The 22,069-nt window shown below is 39.7% G+C and carries 17 protein-coding genes, 1 other RNA gene and 1 pseudogene; 10 read left to right on the forward strand and 9 right to left on the reverse strand.

The window, feature by feature from the left end; all coding sequences use genetic code 11:
- Nucleotides 1-62: 62 nt before the first annotated feature.
- The 10 genes and pseudogenes from recA to SPICA_RS07030 all read left to right on the forward strand — a co-directional run bounded on the left by recA (nt 63) and on the right by SPICA_RS07030 (nt 11,589).
- Nucleotides 63-1,358, forward strand: a complete 1,296-nt coding sequence (recA, locus tag SPICA_RS06980) for a recombinase RecA (RefSeq protein WP_013968829.1) — start codon at nt 63-65, stop codon at nt 1,356-1,358.
- A complete protein-coding gene (gene folK / locus SPICA_RS06985; protein WP_013968830.1) occupies nt 1,342-1,860 on the forward strand; it encodes a 2-amino-4-hydroxy-6-hydroxymethyldihydropteridine diphosphokinase in 519 nt (172 codons plus the stop codon). The genes recA and folK overlap by 17 nt, the downstream gene beginning before the upstream one ends.
- Nucleotides 1,860-2,615 carry a segregation and condensation protein A gene (locus tag SPICA_RS06990; protein WP_013968831.1) on the forward strand — a complete coding sequence of 252 codons (756 nt, stop codon included), beginning with the start codon at nt 1,860-1,862 and terminating at the stop codon, nt 2,613-2,615. The genes folK and SPICA_RS06990 overlap by 1 nt, the downstream gene beginning before the upstream one ends.
- Nucleotides 2,596-3,141, forward strand: coding sequence for an SMC-Scp complex subunit ScpB (gene scpB / locus SPICA_RS06995; protein ID WP_013968832.1), 546 nt, complete (start codon nt 2,596-2,598; stop codon nt 3,139-3,141). Before SPICA_RS06990 ends, scpB begins: the two co-directional genes overlap by 20 nt.
- Nucleotides 3,134-3,886 carry a pseudouridine synthase gene (locus SPICA_RS07000; RefSeq protein ID WP_013968833.1) on the forward strand — a complete coding sequence of 251 codons (753 nt, stop codon included), beginning with the start codon at nt 3,134-3,136 and terminating at the stop codon, nt 3,884-3,886. The genes scpB and SPICA_RS07000 overlap by 8 nt, the downstream gene beginning before the upstream one ends.
- Nucleotides 3,870-6,230, forward strand: a pseudogene (rpsA, locus tag SPICA_RS07010) (30S ribosomal protein S1). The gene SPICA_RS07000 and the pseudogene rpsA overlap by 17 nt, the downstream one beginning before the upstream one ends.
- Before the next feature lie 18 nt (nt 6,231-6,248).
- Nucleotides 6,249-7,760, forward strand: coding sequence for a sigma-54-dependent Fis family transcriptional regulator (locus SPICA_RS07015; RefSeq protein ID WP_013968836.1), 1,512 nt, complete (start codon nt 6,249-6,251; stop codon nt 7,758-7,760).
- A gap of 6 nt (nt 7,761-7,766) precedes the next feature.
- Nucleotides 7,767-8,456, forward strand: coding sequence for a tetratricopeptide repeat protein (locus SPICA_RS07020; RefSeq protein ID WP_013968837.1), 690 nt, complete (start codon nt 7,767-7,769; stop codon nt 8,454-8,456).
- Nucleotides 8,457-8,463: 7 nt separating this feature from the next.
- On the forward strand, nt 8,464-10,890 hold the full coding sequence (locus SPICA_RS07025) for an adenylate/guanylate cyclase domain-containing protein (RefSeq protein WP_013968838.1): 2,427 nt from the start codon (nt 8,464-8,466) through the stop codon (nt 10,888-10,890).
- Nucleotides 10,891-10,899: 9 nt separating this feature from the next.
- The gene (locus SPICA_RS07030) at nt 10,900-11,589 is read left to right on the forward strand and encodes a hypothetical protein (protein WP_013968839.1); all 690 of its coding nucleotides are present in this window, start codon (nt 10,900-10,902) and stop codon (nt 11,587-11,589) included.
- Nucleotides 11,590-11,778: 189 nt separating this feature from the next.
- On the opposite strand, the gene SPICA_RS07035 is transcribed toward SPICA_RS07030, so the two are convergent.
- From SPICA_RS07035 to SPICA_RS07070, 9 genes are all read right to left on the reverse strand, one after another.
- On the reverse strand, nt 11,779-14,190 hold the full coding sequence (locus tag SPICA_RS07035; protein ID WP_013968840.1) for a TIGR03936 family radical SAM-associated protein: 2,412 nt from the start codon (nt 14,188-14,190) through the stop codon (nt 11,779-11,781).
- Entirely contained in the window at nt 14,187-15,497 is a 1,311-nt protein-coding gene (rodA, locus tag SPICA_RS07040) for a rod shape-determining protein RodA (RefSeq protein WP_013968841.1), read from the reverse strand. The genes SPICA_RS07035 and rodA overlap by 4 nt, the downstream gene beginning before the upstream one ends.
- The gene (mrdA, locus tag SPICA_RS07045) at nt 15,494-17,368 is read right to left on the reverse strand and encodes a penicillin-binding protein 2 (RefSeq protein WP_013968842.1); all 1,875 of its coding nucleotides are present in this window, start codon (nt 17,366-17,368) and stop codon (nt 15,494-15,496) included. Before mrdA ends, rodA begins: the two co-directional genes overlap by 4 nt.
- Complete coding sequence (gene mreD / locus SPICA_RS07050) at nt 17,368-17,871, reverse strand: rod shape-determining protein MreD (RefSeq protein ID WP_013968843.1); 504 nt, start codon at nt 17,869-17,871, stop codon at nt 17,368-17,370. The genes mrdA and mreD overlap by 1 nt, the downstream gene beginning before the upstream one ends.
- Nucleotides 17,864-18,724, reverse strand: coding sequence for a rod shape-determining protein MreC (mreC, locus tag SPICA_RS07055; protein ID WP_013968844.1), 861 nt, complete (start codon nt 18,722-18,724; stop codon nt 17,864-17,866). The genes mreD and mreC overlap by 8 nt, the downstream gene beginning before the upstream one ends.
- A gap of 20 nt (nt 18,725-18,744) precedes the next feature.
- Complete coding sequence (locus tag SPICA_RS07060) at nt 18,745-19,788, reverse strand: rod shape-determining protein (protein ID WP_013968845.1); 1,044 nt, start codon at nt 19,786-19,788, stop codon at nt 18,745-18,747.
- A 14-nt stretch (nt 19,789-19,802) separates the two neighbouring features.
- Nucleotides 19,803-20,738 carry a tetratricopeptide repeat protein gene (locus tag SPICA_RS15260; RefSeq protein WP_013968846.1) on the reverse strand — a complete coding sequence of 312 codons (936 nt, stop codon included), beginning with the start codon at nt 20,736-20,738 and terminating at the stop codon, nt 19,803-19,805.
- Nucleotides 20,739-20,783: 45 nt separating this feature from the next.
- Nucleotides 20,784-21,194, reverse strand: an RNA gene (rnpB, locus tag SPICA_RS15125) — RNase P RNA component class A.
- A gap of 14 nt (nt 21,195-21,208) precedes the next feature.
- Nucleotides 21,209-22,060 (reverse strand): zinc ribbon domain-containing protein, encoded by an 852-nt coding sequence (locus tag SPICA_RS07070; protein WP_013968847.1) that lies wholly within the window; start codon nt 22,058-22,060, stop codon nt 21,209-21,211.
- Nucleotides 22,061-22,069: the final 9 nt, after the last annotated feature.

Consider the following 22,069-nt stretch of genomic DNA (forward strand, 5'->3'; position numbering starts at 1 on the left):
TAAAATTTGTGTACTGTTAAAGCAGGAAATGTAATATACCGGTACTGAAAAGGGAGGCTAAGGTGGCAAAGGTAACAGAAACTTCCGGAGCAAATCAGGAACAACGGGCTAGTAACGAAGAAAAATTAAAAGCCCTGGAAATAGCCCGTCTGCAGATTGAAAAACAGTTTGGTGCGGGATCTCTCATGAAACTGGGAACCCATGTCAATGCGGCTGGAATAGAGGTTATTCCTAGCGGCTCTATCTTGCTTGATGAAGCTCTCGGTATAGGGGGGTACCCCCGGGGGAGAATCATAGAAATATATGGGCCCGAATCATCCGGTAAAACTACCCTGGCCTTGCACGCCATTGCAGAAGCACAAAAACGGGGCGGTATTGCCGCCTTTATTGATGCCGAACATGCCCTTGACCCGGTGTATGCAAAAAATTTAGGTGTTAATATTGATGAACTCTGGGTTTCCCAGCCCGACACGGGCGAACAAGCCCTGGAAATTGCCGAAAGCCTTGTCCGTTCCGGCGCAGTAGATGTCATTGTTGTAGACTCCGTAGCCGCCCTGACCCCTCAAGCAGAAATAGAAGGCGAAATGGGAGACGCCCATGTAGGGCTCCAGGCCCGGCTCATGAGTCAGGCTCTGCGAAAACTGACCGCCACGATCGGTAAATCTCGAACGATCTTAATTTTCATCAACCAGATCCGTATGAAAATTGGTGTTATGTTTGGGAACCCGGAAACCACCACCGGCGGAAACGCCCTAAAATTTTATGCCTCGGTGCGGCTTGAGGTCCGTAAAATGGAAACCATCGAGAAGGGTGAGGCTGACGCGGTTGGAAACAAGGTCCGGGTTAAGGTGGTGAAAAATAAGGTTGCGCCACCCTTCAGAAAGGCTGAGCTGGACATTATGTTTGGTAAGGGCGTTTCCGCCATCAGCAGTATCCTGGATGCGGCGGTGAAGTACGAAATTATTGATAAAAAAGGCGCCTGGTATGCCTATGGCGAAGAAAAAATCGGCCAAGGCAGGGATAATGCCCGGGAATTTCTGGAAAACAACCCTGTATTAGCCCAGGAAATTGAGAAAAAGCTCCGCTCTATTATGTTTCCTGGTATGAAAGAACCGGAGCAAGTTCAGCCTGCAGCTAATCTATCCGGTACTGGTCTGGGATCGGGGGTCTCCATGCCAGCAGGCTTAAACCAGGGGGCAAAAACCTCCGCAGCAGAAGTGAAAGGGGCAGAATTAAAAGGAGGAAGTGGGCAAACTCCTGGGGTTAAAGCTGCCGCTGTAACCAGCCCCTCTCGACCAAGTGCGCCAAAGCCTGCTCAGGTAAAACCGACGCTCTCAGAAGATGACGAACTCTTCTAATCCTGTCGTCCTGGGGCTTGGATCTAACCAAGGCGAAAGCAGAACAATCTTACAGCATGCAATCACTGATTTGGAATCTAGGATTCAGGACCTTCGGGCTTCCCGTATTTATATGAGTGAGCCCCGCTATGTCCTAGATCAACCGCAATTTTATAATTGTGCCGTAGCAGGGCAATTTAATGGGAGCCCCCAGGAATTACTCGACTTTATACATGAAATTGAAGCCCGCTATGGTCGTAATCGAAACATGGAACGAAGCAAGGGAGAACGAACCCTAGATATCGATATTCTGTTAATAGGATCTCTCATTATCAACGATGGGCATTCCTTAATTATTCCCCATCCACTGCTGAGGGAACGTAAATTTGCGCTTCTGCCGCTCCTTGAACTAGAACCAGAAGCCCGGGATCCCCAAAGCAACGTACCCTACTGGGAAATCTATGAAAACCTGGAAGCCCAGGGTATTTACTATGCCGATTTTGATGACTATAATCACCCCTAATGGAAGAACTTAACCAAAACAACGCCTACCATTTCAGATTACAACAATTTGAAGGCCCCCTGGATCTTCTTCTCTTTCTTATCAAGAAGAATGAGGTTAATATTTATGATATTCCCGTTGCCCAGATAACCGAGCAATACCTGGAATACCTTACCTATGCTACCGAACTTGACCTAGAAAATCTTACCGAATTCCATGTCATGGCCGCAAATCTGCTGTACATTAAATCGAGGATGCTTCTGCCAGTAGAAATAGAAGCGGATGATGACATCGAAGATCCCCGGCAGGAACTGGTAGACAAACTGATAGAATACCAGAAATTCAAAAAGCTTTCAGAACTTATGGAAGAAAAAGAACGGGAAGCTGAATGGGTGATTGAACGAAAAAAGCTTCAGCGGGCCCTTCCTTTTGCAGATGAAGAACTCTGGGAAAAGGTGGATGTTTGGGATCTCCTCAAGACCTTTTCCAGCCTTATGACAAACCTTACGAGCGAACGCATCATTGACCTCTTCGAAGAAGTAACCGTAAATGAGAAGATGGCTCTCATGACTGAACTATTAGAGACAAAGGGGCAATGTAATTTTACCGACCTGGTAGTTCGCAGCGGTTCCGTCATGGACATTGTCTGCGCATTTCTCGCTATTCTGGAAGCGGTAAAATTCAGAATGGTTTCGATATATCAAAATAAAATGTTTGGTGATATCATTATAAAACCCTATGAGAAGGTAAGTGCCGATGGAGCTACAGTTGGATAAGGAAACAGCCCTGATCGAAGCAATCCTCTACCTGGAAAATGAACCGATCGAAGAAACTACTCTGGCTCGAATATCAGGACTATCCAGGGAAGTGGTAGAAAAGGCCCTTGAATTGCTGCAGGAACGGTACAACCGGAATGATAGCGGAGTAGAACTTTCAAGAATCGGAGGTGGCGTGCTCATTGCTCCTAAAAAAGAGTATTGGGATGTACTCCGTGACCGATACGGTAAAAAAAATGATGCCAAATTATCCAAAGCTGCTTTGGAAACCCTTTCAATTATCGCCTACTCTCAGCCTATTACCCGTGGTGAAATTGAAGCGATCCGCGGTGTATCTGCAGACACTATGATCCGCATGTTGCTCGATCGGGGGCTTATAAGGGAAGTAGGGAAAAAGGATGTGCCAGGGAAGCCTATCCAATATGGCACTACAAAAGAATTTCTCAAGTTTTTTAGACTCGAAAGCATTGCTGATTTACCCAAACTTGATGAAAGCGAACGGGATAGGTTTGAACTCAATGGATAAAGAGCTGCGTCTCCAGGTCTATCTCGCCCATTGTGGTGTAGCAAGCCGCCGGGCATCGGAAGCGCTCATCCTTTCGGGAAGGGTTACCGTGAATGGAATGGTCGTAACTACGCTGGGGACCAAGGTTCATGCCCGGGATGTGGTTTTGGTGGATGGTAAGCCGGTCTTTTTAGAACAGAAAAAACGATATATTGCCCTTCATAAACCAGCGGGCTATATCTGCAGTGCCAGCGATCCCCAGGGCCGTCCTTTGGCTCAGGACCTCCTGCCTCCTGACATAACAGAACGGGTTTACACTATCGGACGCCTCGATTACCGTTCTTCTGGGCTGATCCTTTTTACCAACGATGGGGACTTTGCAGCTGCCCTTGGACATCCATCTACAGAGCTCGAAAAAGAATATATAGTTGACTCTACTGTACCCATACCAGATGCTACGATCGAAGCTTTTAGTAAGGGTATAGAAATCGATGGCGAACTATATACATGTGCCTCAATTGAACGATTGGGAAGAAAATCGGTACGGATCGTGCTTATCGAAGGTAAAAACAGGGAAATCCGTCGGGTGTTTTCTCATTTTCACCTGCACCCTGAAAAACTGCATCGGATCCGTATAGGACCGCTTATGCTGGGAACGCTCCCTGAAGGTAAAGGCCGTGCCCTTTCGGTTGAAGAACTACGGTCTTTTGAACCATATTTGGCAGCTTATAAAAGAAGGAGACAATCTCATGGTCATCGCGATTGATGGACCGGCGGGATCCGGAAAAAGCACCATAGCCCGCTTGTTGGCAGAACGCCTGAACTTCACCTATATCAACTCAGGAAATCTGTATCGGGCAATTACCCTCCGGTGTTTACGGAAACATATCAGCCCCACAGATCCGGAGAAGGCCCTTGCCTGTGCCAGGGAAGCCTATATCGATTATCAGGGACAGCAGGTGCTCCTGGATGGTGAAGTGGTGGATAGTCTCCTTCACAGCGATGAGATTGATGCCTGGGTTGCTCAGCTCTCTGCGATTGTACCTATCCGTCATGTGGTGAACGATCTAATCCGCAAAATAGCCCAGGGCAAACATGTGGTAGTCGAAGGCAGGGATATCACCACCGTGGTATTTCCCGATGCAGAATATCGGTTCTTTCTGGATGCGAGCCCCGAATCCCGTGCTCGGCGGCGGTATTTGCAGGGTATATCTCAGCTAAGTCTGGAAGAAATTGCCGACGGTATTCGTAAACGGGATGAGATTGATCGGAACAAGGCCGAAGGAAGCCTTAAAATTGCCGATGGAGTAGTCTATTTGGATACATCGGACTTGACCATTGAGCAAGTTTATGACAGATTGATAGAGAAAATTCAGATATAAGGATCAATTATGGGTCAGATGGAAGTGGAAATGGATGAGTCTAAAAACTCCGCGGACAACATCCAGACACAATTACAGGAAGAGTATCTTAAATCCCTCGAACAACTTGAAGAGGGCCAGCTAGTCGACGGGTATGTCATTCAGGTAACCCCAGACCAGGTATTCGTCGATGTAGGCTACAAGTCGGAGGGAAAGATCCCGATAGCGGAGTTCACTGAAGTCCCGAAGGTTGGGGATACCGTTTCTGTCGTGCTGATTACTAAAGAAAACAAGCATGGCGAAGTCATTGTGTCAAAGCAAAAAGCGGATATTAAAGTTTTCTGGAAAAACCTTCGGCAAGCTTTCCAGGATCATGTTCCTGTGGAAGGGGTTATCGAGAAAGTAGTCAAGGGCGGCTATGATGTTAATCTGGGCGCAGGCGTAAAATCCTTTCTCCCCATCAGCCAGTCCGATGCTAACAAGGTTGATAAACCAGAAAAGCTCCTTGGGGTAAAATCCAAATTTTATGTTGAACGGCTCTATTCCGATGGCAAGGTTAACATTGTGGTTAACCGCCGCAAATGGATGGAAGAAGAAGTCGAAGCCCGTCGGCAAGCCTTTTTTGCCAATACTCAAATTGGAGACGAAGTAGTCGGTACGGTGAAGAGCTTTACCTCCTTCGGAGCTTTTATCGATTTAGGCGGTTTTGATGGGCTACTCCATATCAATGATATGAGCTGGGGCCATGTAACTCGTCCCAAGGATTTTGTAAAGAAGGGGCAGGAAATCCGTCTTAAGGTTATCCGGATCGATCCCGCTGAAAAGCGTATCAACCTGTCCTTAAAGCATTTTACCGATGATCCCTGGGTGCATTTCGAAGACAAGTATCATGTTAATGATATTGTAAAGGGCAAGGTTACCAAGCTCACCGATTTTGGTGCCTTTATCGAGCTTGAAGAAGGTATTGAGGGCCTCGCCCATATTTCTGAATTCTCCTGGGTAAAGAAGATTCAGAAGCCCGAAGAGATGCTGAAAATCGGTGACGTCGTAGAATGCATGATCCTCGGTTATGATCTCCAGGCAGGTCGGGTATCCCTGGGCCTGAAACAGGTAACAGAGAATCCCTGGACCAGCATCACCGAACGCTATCCCGTTGGAACCAGGCTTACCCGTAAAGTGGTAAAACTGACCAATGCGGGCGCCTTCATCCAGCTGGAAGAGGGTATTGATGGCTTCCTCCATGTGGATGATCTTTCCTGGACCAAGAAGGTAAAACATCCGGGAAGCGAACTGCAGGTAGGACAGGACGTTGAGGTTATGGTGATCGCCTGTGAACCGGAAAACCGCAGCATTCGTCTTGGTATTAAACAGCTCACCGATGATCCCTGGAAATCCTTTGCAGCAACCTACAAAGTTGGTTCTCCCATTGAAGGAGAAGTATCTTCAGTAACCGATTTTGGAGTTTTTGTACGTGTTCCCGGTGGGATCGAAGGTCTTATTCATAAATCGAACCTTACCGAAAATCGGGAAGAAGATCCTGATGAAGCCTTAAAAAAATATAAGGTCGGTGATACAATAAAGGCTGTAGTGCTTGAACTTCAGCCAGACAAACAGAAGGTAGCCTTTTCTATTCGAGATTATCAGAAAAAGGTTCAAAGGGAAGCAATTTCCCAGTATATGGCTGAAACAGAAACAAATGAATCTACCTTTACCCTTGGAGATATGTTAAAATCCAGGGATTCTAAGTAAGGTAATGAGCCAAAGGACATGCTGGCATCGATCGACGTCCAAAAGTTCAATACTCTGATAGAGATTAATACTCTTATCAATTCGAACTATTCGGATGTTCGATCCTTGCTAACGCAGATCCTCGAATCGGCTACCCGTCTTTGCGAAGGGGAGGCTTCTAGCATCCTCTTGGTAAACAAACAAGATAATAAGCTTTATTTTGAAATCGCCCTAGGAGCTAAAGGCGCAGCGGTAAAAAAATATTCCCTTAATATGGGGGAGGGTATTGCCGGATGGGTGGCTCAACATAACACATCAATTATTGTCAACGATGTGGAAAATGACAGCCGACACTTGGCTGAAATATCAAAAAATATAGGATATCCATCCCGGACTATGCTTGCAGTTCCGATGCGTATGAAAGATGAATGTATCGGAGTTATTGAGCTCATCAATAAAAAAAATGGAAAATATTTTACCCAGGATGATTTGGAATGGCTTGAAATATTTGCAAACCAGGCAGCTTTAGCAATACAAAATGCCCGGAGCTTTGAAAAGGCACAGGAAGAGATTCATTTTTTGCAGGATCAGATTCAGACCGATAAGGGGTATCATACCCTCATTGCTTCGAGCCCAGTCATTCTTGAAAAACTGGAAATTATCGATCGGGTTGCCAAGACTGATTCTTCGGTCCTGATTTTAGGTGAAAGCGGGGTAGGTAAGGAGCTTTTTGCTGAACAAATCCATCTCAAAAGCAGTAGAAATCAGGGGCCCTTTGTTCGGGTCAATTGTGCGGCCCTCCCGGAGGGACTCCTCGAAAGCGAACTCTTCGGTCACGTAAAAGGAGCTTTTACCGACGCTGTTCAAAATCGCCGTGGACGATTTGAAATGGCCGATGGCGGGACCATTTTCCTTGATGAAATCGGGGACTTACCCCTAAAACTTCAGGCAAAACTACTCAGGGTGATCCAGCAAAAATCCTTTGAAAAAGTTGGTTCTGATACCACTATTAAGGTTGATGTTCGTATCCTTGCCGCAACCAATCGGGATATTGAGGCTCTTGTAGAAAAGGGTGAATTTAGAAGCGATTTGTATTATAGACTGAATGTATTGCCCATTTATATCCCACCACTTCGACAGCGGCCAGAGGATATTCCGGAACTTGCCAATTTCTTTCTGAAAAAATTCAGTAGAGAAACGAAGAAACAGTTTGATGGTTTTTCTGACGAAGCTATGGAAATTATGCTTTCCTACAGTTGGCCTGGTAATGTACGAGAACTGGAAAATTGCATAGAGCGAGCCTGTGTCATCAGTAAGGATCGATGGATAAAAGCTGAAGATCTTTTATTGCGGAATATGCAGCATAGTCCTGCCATGTCTGAGCAACGAAATTTAAAGAATGCTCTCACTGTTTTTAAAAAACATTATATTAAAAAGGTTCTCGAAGAAAATAACTGGAATCAAACTGAGACTGCGAAGGCTCTGGATATTCAGCGGACCTATTTATCCCGTCTGCTTAAAGAACTTGATATTGTAAACCCCAAGGAGTAGGACATCATGGAAAAGGCATCTGAAAATAAGGAAACGATTAGTTTTTCCGCTAAAGTTATTAATTTTATTCAGAGAAATCGAATGATACTGTTCGGGATATTGGGAGGTATTATACTCTCGGTTATTGTGCTGGTGGTGGCTATTGCTATCATCGATGCAACTAAGGTGCAGGCTATTGAACAGGTTGAGTCCTTTTCAGAACGGTATGATAAAATTCGTTTTGAATCGGATGACGCTAAAAAGGATAAGGAATTATCTGCACTTGTTGATGAATTAAAGTCTTTTGCTGCGTCTCACTCTGCCTATGCAGGGGCACGGGCTTTGAATATTCTGGCTGGTATTTACGCAGATAAGAAAGAATGGGCTGAAGCAGAAAAAGCCTGGGCTGCTATAGTGGATAAACTTCCCAAGAGTTATCTTGCACCGGTCGCACTTTATAACGCTGCAACTGCTGCAGAAGATCGGGGGGATTTTGTGAAAGCGATAGAACTTTATACCAAGGCAGTAGATTCCTATGGTGACGATTTTCCCCTGGCACCCCGTGCTTATTTTGCTATCGGTCGACTGCAGGAAACTCAGAAAAACAATACGGGAGCAATTGCAGCCTATCAAAAAATGGTAGAAAAATGGCCCACTGATAATTGGACAAAACTTGCTCAGAGCCGTATACTTTTTATAACCGCTAATCAAAAGTGAGGTACCTATGGCGAGAAAACGAGCAAAAATATTTGAAACCAAATATTTCGGTTTCATCATTGGTTTGTTTGTATTTCTCGTCATATTTCTGCTTGATATCAGTACCTCTATTTTTACCAATCTCAATACAAAGGCTACAGACCTACAGTTTTTTCTAAAAGGGCTTACTACTGCTACCAGTGTTCAGGAAGGGGTTACCGTTACAGAAAAAAATCCAAAAATTTCTGATGACATCATTATCGTAGGCATTGATTCAAGAAGCCTCGCCAAATTTGGAAAGTGGCCATTTCCCCGTTCAATCCATGCAAGCCTTATCGATTCCTTTACCCGAATAAAGGACCAGGGATCACGTGAATCATCAATATTTCTTGACGTTTTTTTTATAGAAAGCGACCGAAAAGCTGCAGAGGATGCCCGCCTGATAGCCAGCATAGAACAGGCTCAGACCGTATTTATCGAAACACTGCTTGATGTTGGCATTTCAGATTATTCAAGTCATGAAATAATGCTTAAACGTCAAGCTGTATTATTTGAACGATTTCCAGGATTTAAAAATGTAAGCGGTTCCTGGCAGGAAATGAGAGATTTTATGAGCGTTCAGGCACCACTGATACCTTATAGCAAGGTTGTTGCTGGGTATGGACATGCTAATTATGTACAAGATGTTGATCAGATATATCGACGTCAGGCGCTTATAACAAAATTAAGTACTGAAATTGAACAGATACCTTTTAAGAACCTGCAAATAGGGTTTACAGTTGATCAAAGCCAGTATGAACGTCTCGTCTGGTATGATACAAAGGGTTTTGTTCATAATATTATTACCCCTATCACAAAGGAAACCTTAGCTAGACTTGAAAAAGAATTGGCTACATCATCACCGCCTGTTATCATTGATACAGATGGTGATGGAAATCCCGATGAACAGTACTATTTAGTAAGAAAAATTAAGGATTACTTTGTACCAGCAATAACCTTAAGTCTTGCATGTAGATATTTTGGAGTAGACCCATCAGAACTTACTGTGGAAATCGGCAAGCATATTATTATTCACAACCCAACCGTTAGAGATGCAAAGACTGGCCAAAGAATTCCTTATAGTATTCCCGTCGGTAAAGATCAGTTTGATAAAGACGGAAACCTTGTTAAAGCCGCTCCCAGAAAGGTGCTCTCTGAAATAAAAATCCCTATTAACGAAAACGGTGAAATGGTTATTAACTATATGGGATATAGATCTTCTACTGCATTAGATGGGTACAGAACCTTTCCAGTGAGGTCCTATGCCAGTTATGCAGAGCGTGCCCCAGGACCAAACCCTGAAACCTGGCCAAAAACAAAAGCAGTAGATAATAAAATTCTTATGGTGGGCCCTTTTGCAGATGGTATTGCTCAGGATGAAAAACCAACACCTTATGGCCTCATGTATGGTATAGAAATACATGCTAATGCATTAAACACCATATTGATGAACAATTTTCTCATTCCTGCACCAAAATGGGTTGAGTATATCATTTTACTGACATTCATTTTGATTATCTGTTTTTATACATCTCGATATTCCACACTATGGGGATTTGTATCAGTTCTAATTGGTCTTATCATACTATTTTTAGGTATCTCTATAATATTTGAAAGAAATAATGTGGTAATAGATTTCCCTAAACCTGCAATTGCCATGCTTCTGTCTTTTGTTGCTGTTGTGTCTTATAGGGCTATGACTGAAGAGCGAGATAAAAAAATGATTCGTGCAACCTTTGGTAAATATGTTAGTCCTAAAGTTGTTGATCAGATTTTGGAAAATCCGCCTGAACTTGGTGGTGTGGATAAAGAACTGACTGTTCTCTTTTCAGACATTCGGGGCTTTACTACCTTATCTGAAAATATGACCCCACAGGAATTGGTCAATCATTTAAATGTCTATTTAACTGCCATGACAGACCTCATACTTGAATATGGTGGCACCTTGGATAAGTATGTTGGTGATGAAATTATGTGCTTCTGGGGAGCTCCGTTACCACAGGAAGATCATGCCATACTGGCATGTAAATGCGCCCTGCGGCAAATGGAAAAATTACAAGAATTAAACGAGCAATGGCCAGAACATAAACGGATTAACATTGGTATAGGTCTTAATTCAGGAATTATGACTGTGGGCAATATGGGGTCCCCTGGACGAATGAATTATACCCTTATGGGTGATAATGTGAATCTAGGAGCCCGTCTGGAAGGTACCAACAAGCAATATGGAACGGGAATTATTATCAGTGAATTTACCTATGGCCTTGTAAAGGATCACTTCATTGTCCGAGAACTGGATAATATTAGGGTAAAAGGAAAAAATAAGCCCGTTCTTATCTATGAACTGATTGATTCCATTGATTCCTTGGATCCACCGGCCCTAGAAACTGGTAAGGGAAAAAAGGGTAGGGGATAAAAGCGCTTCATGAAATCATGCAGATTCTTTTCTAGGTTTCTTTTAGTATTTTATATTTTTATTATTAGTTCCTGTGGACTAGAAAATTATATTTATCTAGCTCCCGTTACTGCAATAACAGCTCAAAATGATAGCATTACAGTAAACTTACCAAATGGAGATCAACCGAGTTTGTATTTTAAAGGATATAAAATTTATTATAAAATATATACAAGTGAAAAAACATTTACATCTGTTATAACGAGTGCCAATTTTTCAGATATTAATAAAATTATGGCTTCAGATTTTTCAAAAATTGCACCATATCTTTCGACAGATTCGGTAACTTCTATTAATATGGATGTATTTTTTAGTAGTAACAGCAATGGTCTCAATTTTTATCCTTTATATGTGAATAATAATAATATAGCAGTATTACTGGATGGAACCAATAGTGCTTTTTCATTAAAAAAAGAAGATAATGGGTTATCTATAACTATTACAACATCATATACATTACAACGAAGTATTACAAATTATCCCGGGTTTATTTATAACAGCTCAGATATTTCTGATGATAGTGATGTGGCTGACCTTGATAATGATACTACAGCGTATGTGCTCTTTTTTATCTTTGCATACGGTGTTGATGAATATGGTTCATCTATATTCAGTAGACCATCTATGCTTGGAGTACTTCAATTACCAAATGCATCATAAATAGATTGTTATGAAAAAAATTAATAAAAAAGGATTCTATTTAAATAAGGGAAAAGTTTAAAAACTGAACTTAAAAAGGCCACCTTTATACTAAATACTAATACACATTACTATGCATAATGTATATTCTGTCTACTATAAGTTATTTCAAATAAATATTGTTTCAATTATTAATTATCATTTCTGCTTTCAATGCTCCGCGGCATACAAATTCTTGTAACGAGTGAAATAATCAGTATAAGAACCTAATCCATCATCTGCTAATACAGTGATTCTTGTTAAATCCAATAAAGATTTTGTAGGATCATGTAAAAAAGATTCACGAAAATGTTTATCATCACTAGATTTCACATCGATAAAACCATCATTAGTCTTGTATCGATATCCCCATAACAATGAAGGGCTTGTATACTTTTTTGACCCCTCTGGAATTGATACAAGCATCGCTTGCAGTATTCTAATATCTTTAGGTAAGGCTTTATTTACCTTATGTATAAAGTCTGTAACATTAAAAGGATCGATAATTTCAATTGTTGCAATTTCTCCTAATGCTGTAACACCTAAAGACAAAGGAGCTGCAATATCGAGACGCGGCAAAGGATTAAAACCTTCAGTGAATTGAATTGGTAAGGCTGCTCGTATAAAGGCCTTAGAAAATGTTTCGACAAGACTTAAATGAGGAATAAAGATCGCGGTTCGTTCTTTAGAAAAGGAAAAAACTATTTTATAGGCACTCTTTTTACGAATTATTGTTTTCAGTACAACATCCTGATTATTTTCAGAAAGATTTATATTATAAACACTGTTGCGATGTATACTATTTTTAACAATATTTACTTCATTACCACATATTCCGCAATTATGATTGCAATATTCTAGACATGTTGATGTTAATTCTGATGACAGTGATTTGTTAAATTCTTGTAATAAAAATGCTTTAGATGTTCTGCTATATACTGTATCCCAGGGTAGTACACTATCGGTTGAAAAACCTGCAAGAATTTCATCTATAATTTTTTTATTTTTTATTAATATTGATTTCCATATATCTCTCTTAAAATAATCATCCCATGCATCAAGCCTACAACCGGCACTAAATGCCTGTTCAATGATTTCCCCTACCCGTTCATCACCCCGTGATAAAATTCCTTCTATAATAGATATAAAAGGATCATGGGTACTTATTTTAAAACCCAAAGGCCGTAAGGTGTCTCGTATATATTTTAATTTCTTTTCTGCTAATGCTTCGCTAATTTGTGGAACCCATTGATATGGGGTATGTGGTTTTGGGATAAAGGTTCCAATATTTACATGTATATGCACTCCTGTATTTTTATAGATATCTAGTAAAAAAGAAACTATTTCCTCTTCTTCATGGTTATTTTCGTATCCATTTTGAAAATCACCTATAGGTAGACCAATCATAAAATAAAATTTTGCACTTTTCCATCCATGTTTTTTTGCTTCTTTTAATATAGAAATTACATTTTCCCGAGCTACTTCTTTATTTAATGATAACTGCCAGGCATCTCGGGGGGTTTCTATTGCAAAGGTTAGCCCACTTTTTCTAGTCTCAGCAATTTGTTCTAATAAAGGTAATGAAAACGTAGAGACTTTTAATGATGGCAATTGAAATGAGATATGTCTATTTTTATATTTATGATTTAAACGGTGTACCAATTCATTAATTCCAATAAAATCGCCAGATGAAAGTGAAGAAAGGGTTATTTCTCTATATCCAGCATTCGTTACAATTGACTCAACTTCTGCTTCAATCGTATCCAATGATTTCATTCGAGTAGGTCTATACCAGATACCTGCGTGGCAGAATCTACATCCATTGGGACAGCCGCGCATAATTTCAATTGTTCCATGATCCTGAACAACCTTAATTGAAGGTGTTGGAAGTGTAGCTACAATACGTGGTGATTTTGGAAAATTGATATCAATATGTCGTTTTGCTCTTTTACCAGGGACCCAGATAGCTTCATCAGCCTTTATCATTTCAAGAATACCGGTACGATTACACCCTGCCCGTTTAGCATCTCTAACATTTTCTATGAGTTTAAAAAATGCATCTTCTGCCTCACCAATCCAGACTGCATCAATAAATTCCTGATATGGGATTGGATTCGATGCTGCAGGTCCGCCAATGATTATAATCGGATGTTGTTCTGTTCTATCTTGTTTTTTTATCGGAATCCATCCACTCTGTAAAATAGATAGCATTCCGGTAACACCTAACTCATATCCCAATGAAACACCTATAATATCGAGCTGGTATAGTGGTCGATACACATCGAGTGTATAAAGGGGAAGTTTTTTTTCTTGTAATAATTTTTCAAAATCAGGAGCAGGAGCAAATACACGATCGCAGGAAACATCTTCGAGTTGATTTAAGTTGTTATACAATATTTTAACTGCCTGATTAGACATCCCAATCTCATAAAGATCTGGGAAGGCAATAGCCATTTTTACAAGCTTATGATCATGATTATATACCCCATATTCTCCACCGATATAGCGGCCAGGCTTTTCGATACATAAAAAATCTTTACCAATTTCTTTAAGAGGATCAATGGTACAATTCTCTGTTATCAATGTTCAAACCTTCTCACATAAATACTTAAGGCAATCCCTATTCCTATAAAAGCAGATAGCAATGAAGAGCCACCATATGAAAGAAATAGTAAAGGAATACCTGTTATAGGCATAATCCCCATTGTCATACCTACGTTGATTAAAAAATGAAATACAAGCATACCCGAGAATCCCGCCACTATGTATGCACCAAATAAATCAGATGTAGTTTTCATGATATTCAATAGTCTCAGTACAATCAATAAAAACAATGCAAATAAAAGCAATCCACCAATGAATCCCATTTCTTCTGAAAATATTGAAAATATAAAATCAGTACTTTGTTGTGGTAAAAAACGATAATGACTCTGTGTACCTTGTAAGTATCCTTTTCCTAAAACCCCACCAGAACCAATAGCAGTAATTGATTGTATGATGTTCCACCCAGATCCTTTTGGGTCAATATAAGGATCTAAAAAAACTATAAGCCGCATGATTTGATAATCTTTCAAAACCTTATGAGCAGCAAAGGATACTAAGAGTGCAATAATAAAAAGTGATAAAAAATATACAATCCAATAAAAGTAATCTTTTCTATATCTCTTATAGCCGTACCAGGCAATACCAGAAATCAATAGCATAGCAAGTTCCAAGATGCTCACAATTTTTATATTTTGAAACATCTTCAAAAATGGTAATGCTCCTTTTAATATATATAGTTGCCAAAGTGGTAAAATAGTAAAAAATCCCACTAAACCTATTAGTAATATTGTATATACAATATAGCGTCTTGTAATGCCAGCAATAAAACAGGTGGCTAAGAATATGGGTATAAAAACTAACGCAGTACCAAGATCAGGCTGCAGCAAAATAAATAACATTGGCATTCCAACAATAATGCTGGCTACTACAAATCGTTTCAAATGTTCTTCTGATCTATGAGAATTCTCTAAGTATTTTGACAATATAATTATAGTAGCTATTTTTAAAAATTCAGAAGGCTGAATACCAAAGTTTCCAAATCCAATCCAGGCTCTTGCACCATTTACAAGCTTTCCAAAAAAGATAGTATATAATACTAATAACAGAAAAAATACATAGAAATATTCTGCATAATCATATAGTCTACGATAGTCGTACATAATAAGGAATGCAATTAACACTAAGCCTATAATAGAAAATATAATTTGTTTTATATATTCATTACTAATTAATATACCTGAAGAATTCACACCTGATGAATAGATCATCAGAATTCCAAATAGAGTAAGTATTAGAGTTGAAAGTAATAAAGATACATCTATTTCCGTTAACCTTTTATAATTCATTCTCTACGTTCCCTTGGAGACATAAGATATTGTAATCCTAACGTTTTTACTGCATCTTCATATGTTTGTTGTGCAAAGATTCCTTGAAAAATGATAGCTGATGCATATGGTGCCCACCATTCCCAGGTATTGCTTGCTTCGACGATAACAGATACTACAATCTGTTCATCAGGATTATCCGAATTATAGGGAGCATAAGCTGCAAACCATGAATGCCATCGATCTGACAAACCTACTTCTCCTGTTCCTGTTTTTCCAGCAACCTGCACTGACTTAATATTCATAGGAAAACGAGCAGTTCCTTCTGTAATAACAGAACGCATATTATTCCGAACTGTTTGGAATATTTCTTTATCAATATCACTTTGATGTAAAACAGTAGGCCTTATAGTTTTTATAATGGCTCCTGAAACAGGATCTCGGATCTCTTTGAGAAGATGTGGTTGGTATATTGTTCCGTTATTGACAACCATGGCAACCATATTAGCCATCTGTAATGGTGTTACCAAAGTATATCCTTGTCCAATAGACATATTCATAGTATCACCGGCTAGCCATTTTTCATGGAATCTCCGATCTTTCCACTGAGGGGTGGGAACAAAACCTGGGATTTCTCCTGGAATATCTACATCTGTCAATTCACCATATCCAAAATCTTTAGCATAATTTACTATACGTTCTACTCCTAGATAATCTCGGCCAGTGACCCAAAAATAAATATCACATGATTGGGCTAAGGCTTGTTGTAAATTTAAATATCCATGACCTGGTTTATGAATCCAACATTTCCAAACCCGGTTACCATAGGATATTTCACCTTTACATTCTATAGTTTTTTCAGGAGGATATGCTTTTTCATTAAGAATTGCAGTAGACATGATAATTTTAAAAGTAGAGGCTGGCGGATAACTTGATTGAATAGCCCGATTTAAGAGAGGTTTTTTTGGGTCTTCTAATAATTGTTGATATGCAACCGATGCATCATTTTTATTAAAAAGATTAGGATCATACCATGGATAGGAAACCATCGCTAGGATTTCTCCTGTGCTTGGTTTTAAAATTACCACAGCACCCATTCGTTCTCCAAGGGCTTTTTCTGCCAAGGTTTGCATGGATCTATCGATGGTAAGAACGAGATTTTTCCCCATTTCAGGGCTTTCTTTAATAGTATTGTCTAGTCCGGATACTTTTTTGCCTCGGACATCAACAATTTTTATTTCTCGACCATTTTTCCCTCGTAAGAGTTCATCATATTGCTTTTCAATTCCTGCTTTTCCTATAATATCACCGGCCTGATAGCCCTTGTTATATAATAACTTTAGTTCATCTTTTGTAATATCTCCAACATAGCCAATAATATGAGCAAGACTTCCAGTATCTACATAATTACGAATAGGATTAGAACGCCAGCTAACTCCAGGTAATTCATTTTTTCGTTCAGCAAGCTTCGCAATCGATTGAAAGGGTACGTTAATTGCAATATCCACCGGCTGATACATTTTATAATATTGGGGGGGAATTTTAGTATCTATTGTTTTTTTAGAAATACCAATAATATCAGCAACATTTTGAAAAACAGTTGGCATAGATTCTTTAGGAATTTCCGCCGGTGTAATTTGTACTGCAAAAGAATCGATATTAAGAACAATCGGTTGATTAATGTTACGGTCGAAAATTTCACCACGCTGGGCAGGAATAATAGAAACCCGTTGAGTTATGTTTGCTGCTTTTGAACGGTATAAATTTCCAGAGATTATTTGCATGCTAAATAATTTTATTGCATACAATATAAATATGATAATATACAAAATTTGTAAAAAAACAATTCTTTCAGCAGGTCGTTCTTCACCGGTCGGAAATTTAAGCGACATCAATTTTCCTTTCTAGACATCAAAATCTTCTTAAACAATTTTAAAAAAGCAAAAACAAAAGGCCCAGAAGCAGCATTAATAGCTACCTCTATCCACAACATATTGTTGGTAAAATGATAAGCCGGGGTATTTGCATTAAATAAGAAATGTATAATGGCAATAATTATTGCCTTAATAATCGTTGCACCAGCACAAAGCAAGGCTGGGAAAATGACAATATCTAAAAAAAAGGTGCCTTTGAGTAAACCAACCAAAGATCCAATAATTGTTCGGCTTAGGGCATTAAAACCAAAAGGAGCAAATGAAAGAAAATCTAAGAAAATACCAGATACAAACCCTGTGATTTGTCCAGTCATCGATCCATTCACATATGATACATATACTAATATAATCAACGCTAAATCTGGGATAACATGAAAAATTGCAATTTTCGAGAGCAAACTTGATTGAATTATTCCTGCTATTATGATTAAAACAGTAGCCCATCCAACAGTTCTACTCATTATCGGCTCCTGTATTGCTTCTTTCAATAACAAAGACATATTCTAACCGTGAAAAATCTATGGAACTTTCCAATTCTACTGTTAATGATGTCTCATATTCCTGGAATATAATCCTTGAAACACGGCCGATTTCGATTCCTTTTGGGAATATTCCACCAAGACCACTGGTAATAACCCTATCCCCATATTGAATTTCATCTTTTGCTCTTTTTTTAATATATTTCATAATGAGAGGGCTCGTTACATCACCCTGTCCGGATACAATACCCTCATACAATGAGGGGGTAAACCTGGCTGATACAAAAGAATTAGCGTCATAGACAGGCAATACCATACTTTCATGACGGCCAACCTGCACTACCAAGCCTACAAGCCCCTGAATACCGTCTTGAAAAGCAATAACAGCCATATTTTTCTTTATACCTTCCTTTATACCCTTATCGATTACAAAGGAAGTAAATAGATTATCCGGATCTTTTCCAATTATCTGTGCTGGAATATGCTTGTATGTAATATTTTGTGAAAAATTAAGTTGTTTTTTTAAATTGATATTTTCCTGCTCAATATCGGCAGCACTTCTGGCTAATTGTTCATATCGTTCTAATTGTTTTGTTAATTGATCATATTCCTGTTTGAGTCGACGTAGTTCTTCAATTGAAAGAATTGTCTTTTGAACATACAATGTAATTCCATGTATTGCTCCACGAAATCCTGAGAACAGAGAAAAACCGACATCTCGAACATCAATTACAAAACTTCGAGTAGAGAAGAGCAAGCAAGAGAATGACACCGTAACAAGTGCAATAAACACATAGAGTGTATTATTTGACCGTTTTGGGTTCGGTCCATTCATTGGTAAGGGCATGCCTTTTTTTATCCGTTCAAATTGTCATAAATGCTTCTAGTATTATCAAACCCTTTTGCATATTCAAAATATTTGCCTGCACCAAGGGCGACACAATCCAAAGGCCTTTCTGCAAGTATTACAGGAACCCCGGTTTCCTTTGAAATAAGCTTGGGGAGTCCCTTTAAAAGAGACCCGCCACCGGTCATGACAATACCCCGTTCAACAATATCAGCTGCAAGTTCAGGAGGGGTCTGTCCTAGTGTACGTTTTATTTCTTCAATAATTTGAGTAATCGGGTCTTTCAATGCTTCCCGAACCTCCACCGAATCGATTTCCAATCGTCGGGGAAGACCAGTAATTGCATCGGTTCCTTTAATCTCTACTTTTTCTATCGTTTTATCAGGGGACGCATTACCAATTTCTATTTTTAGACGTTCAGCAGTTTGTTCTCCGATAATGAGGTTATGAACACTCCGAACATGTTTAATAATCGCTTCATCAAACTCATCTCCACCTAATCGGATTGCATTGGTTACTACCATTCCTCCTAGAGATATCACCGAAATTTCAGTGGTGCCACCGCCAATATCACAGATCATGTGTCCAGCAGGTTCAAAAATAGGAATGTCAGCACCGATAGCTGCCGCAAGACTTTCTTCAATGACTTTTACATCCCGGGCTCCGGCTTTATAGGCACTTTCTTCGACAGCTCTCCGTTCAACCTCAGTTATACAGGATGGAACACCAATAACCATTCGTGGTTTTATAAACCAGTGACGAGGAAGCACTTTAGAAATAAAGTATCGAATCATCTTTTCAGTAGTTTCAAGATCTGCAATTACTCCATCTCTCAGGGGACGAATCGCAATAATATCACCAGGAGTTTTCCACAACATACGTTTAGCATCTGCCCCAACGGCTACAACTTTTTTAGTTCCCCGTTCCACAGCAACGACCGAGGGTTCATTAATGACAATACCCTTTCCGCGAACGTAGATGAGTGTGTTACAGGTACCTAAATCTATTCCAATATCAGATGAAAGATTGTCAAAAAGATTTCCGCGAGCCATATACATCCTCCGGTTTACATACTGAGCCGATTTCGAGCCGGCCCGTGGTTTGGATCTATTTTAAGGGTTTTGCGCCATTCAGATCGAGCCTTAATCGCATCACCAAAATTGGCATAAAGTTCTCCAAGCTGAAAATGGGCTTCTGCATTTTGATCGTTATTGGCAATAATTGCAAGGTACTGATCCATCGCTTCTTGTTGTTTCCCTTCAGAAACAAATAAAGAGGCCAGAGATAAACGAGCCTTGGATCTTAGATCATCATCCTTGGTGCTTTCTATACATCGATACAAATAGGCCTTTGCATTATCATAATCGCTTAGGCCTATATAAGATGTAGCTATTGCTAATAATAACACATCTGATGGGTCTTTTTCAGGTTGTAAAGCCTCTGAAAAAGCTACAACACTATTTCTATAATCTTTTACGGAAGCATAAGCAAGGCCTAAATATTCGTATAAATCAGGAGCCGAATATCCAAGTTTTTTCGCTTTTTCTAAATAGAGAATTGCAGAATCAGCATAAGCTGGGCCACTTTTAAAGTACGCCTTACCTAAAACATAGGGGATTCTTCCGTCCTTAGATTTTGATTTATAAAGAAGTACTTTCCTTAGGGATGAAATACAATCATCATAATAAACCTGAGCATCCTGAGGTGCAGTTTGGGATTCTGCAACTTGGAATGCTGAAAAACCATACATAATAAGTAAAAAGGTATCTAAAGGTTTTTTTTGTAAATCACTTTTTACTCTTTGTAAAACATCTTCATAACGGCCATTATTCCATAGAGATAGTAAATAATCTCTATTATTAATTTGTTGAAGGTGATGATTACGAATAATTACAATAGTAAGGAATGTTATAACCAACAACATTACACCCAAAATACTTTTTTTAATTATCCGTTTTTTGAGTATACTTGCAGAATATGATGAACGAGGATGAGAAAACATAACTGCTAAGATATAACCGTTTTTTTTTAAAAAAGTCAACTTAAAAAAAACGATGGATCCATAAGCCGGGTTCTGTCAAACGGTTTCGGATACCGAAACCGTAGGATTGCCATCTATCTCGCAGTATTGTTACCAATACTGTCAACGCAGTTTACCCACGGAGTAACGAAGGGGCCCTTCATTCCGTTGCTCAACTTTGCTCCTGATGAGGTTTGCCGTGCCATACCTGTTACCAGATATGCGGTGGGCTCTTACCCCACCCTTTCACCCTTACTGATCGTAAAATCCATAGGATTTTACGATGTAGCGGTATACTTTCTGTTGCACTGTCTGTCTTATAAAAGACGAAAGTCTTTTATAAGCCCGGGAATTACCCGGCATCATGCCCTACGGAGCCCGGACTTTCCTCTTGAATTATTGGTCAACCAATAATCAAGCGGCAATCGGATCCATCGAATACAACTAGCTATTTATTCATCATACTCTATATCAACTTTATCGTCTTCTTCTTCCTCGTCTTCTTCCTCTTCTTCATCATCCATATCGAGGTCATCAAGGTCAGAAAGACTGCCCGAATCTTCATCATTAAAGAAATCCTGTTCATCCTGTTCAGATTCCTCATAATAAAGAATACGGGAACAATAGGGACAGAAGATAATCTCTTCACCCATCCGAACCTGATTGGCAAATTGGGCTGGCAATATCATATGACAGCCATTACATACACCACCCTTTATAGGAACAATACCCAACCCCATTTTGTTACGGATAATCCGTTCAAACTTAAAGTATACTTCCGGATCCAAGCCAGGGGTAAGATTTTGTTCTTCCTGTTTCAGTTCTTCGATCTGAGCCCGTTTTTCTGCAATTTCTGCCTCAATACCAGCACGGCGTTCTACTAATTCCTTTTCGGTAGACTCAATCATTGTAGCATCAGATTGTAGTTCCTCAGCAAGAACTGATAGATTTTTTTCTTCCCGCTGAAGATCCTTGCGATATTGCTGCTCTTTTTCAGTAGCATCCTTTATTTCTTTATCCAGGGCTTCATACTCTCGCTGAGTAGTAATAGTATCCATATTGCGCTCCGCCCGCTCACGATTAGCTTCAGCTTCTGCAAGGAGCGTTTTGAACTGGGTCACGCTGGCTTTAATCCTGTCATATTCCTGATTTTTTTCGATAAAGGACTTCTTCAGCCGTGACAAAACGTCTTCCTGAGTAGTCAGAATCTTTGGAATTTCCTCAATTTCATGTTCCAGTTCAATTTTTAGTTTAAGGATATCTTGCAGAGTCCGCAATTTTCCAAATACATCTTCCATTACCATGCTATTCCC

Origin of the sequence: Gracilinema caldarium DSM 7334 (assembly GCF_000219725.1) — a bacterium.
GTDB classification, from domain to species: Bacteria; Spirochaetota; Spirochaetia; order Treponematales; family Breznakiellaceae; genus Gracilinema; species Gracilinema caldarium.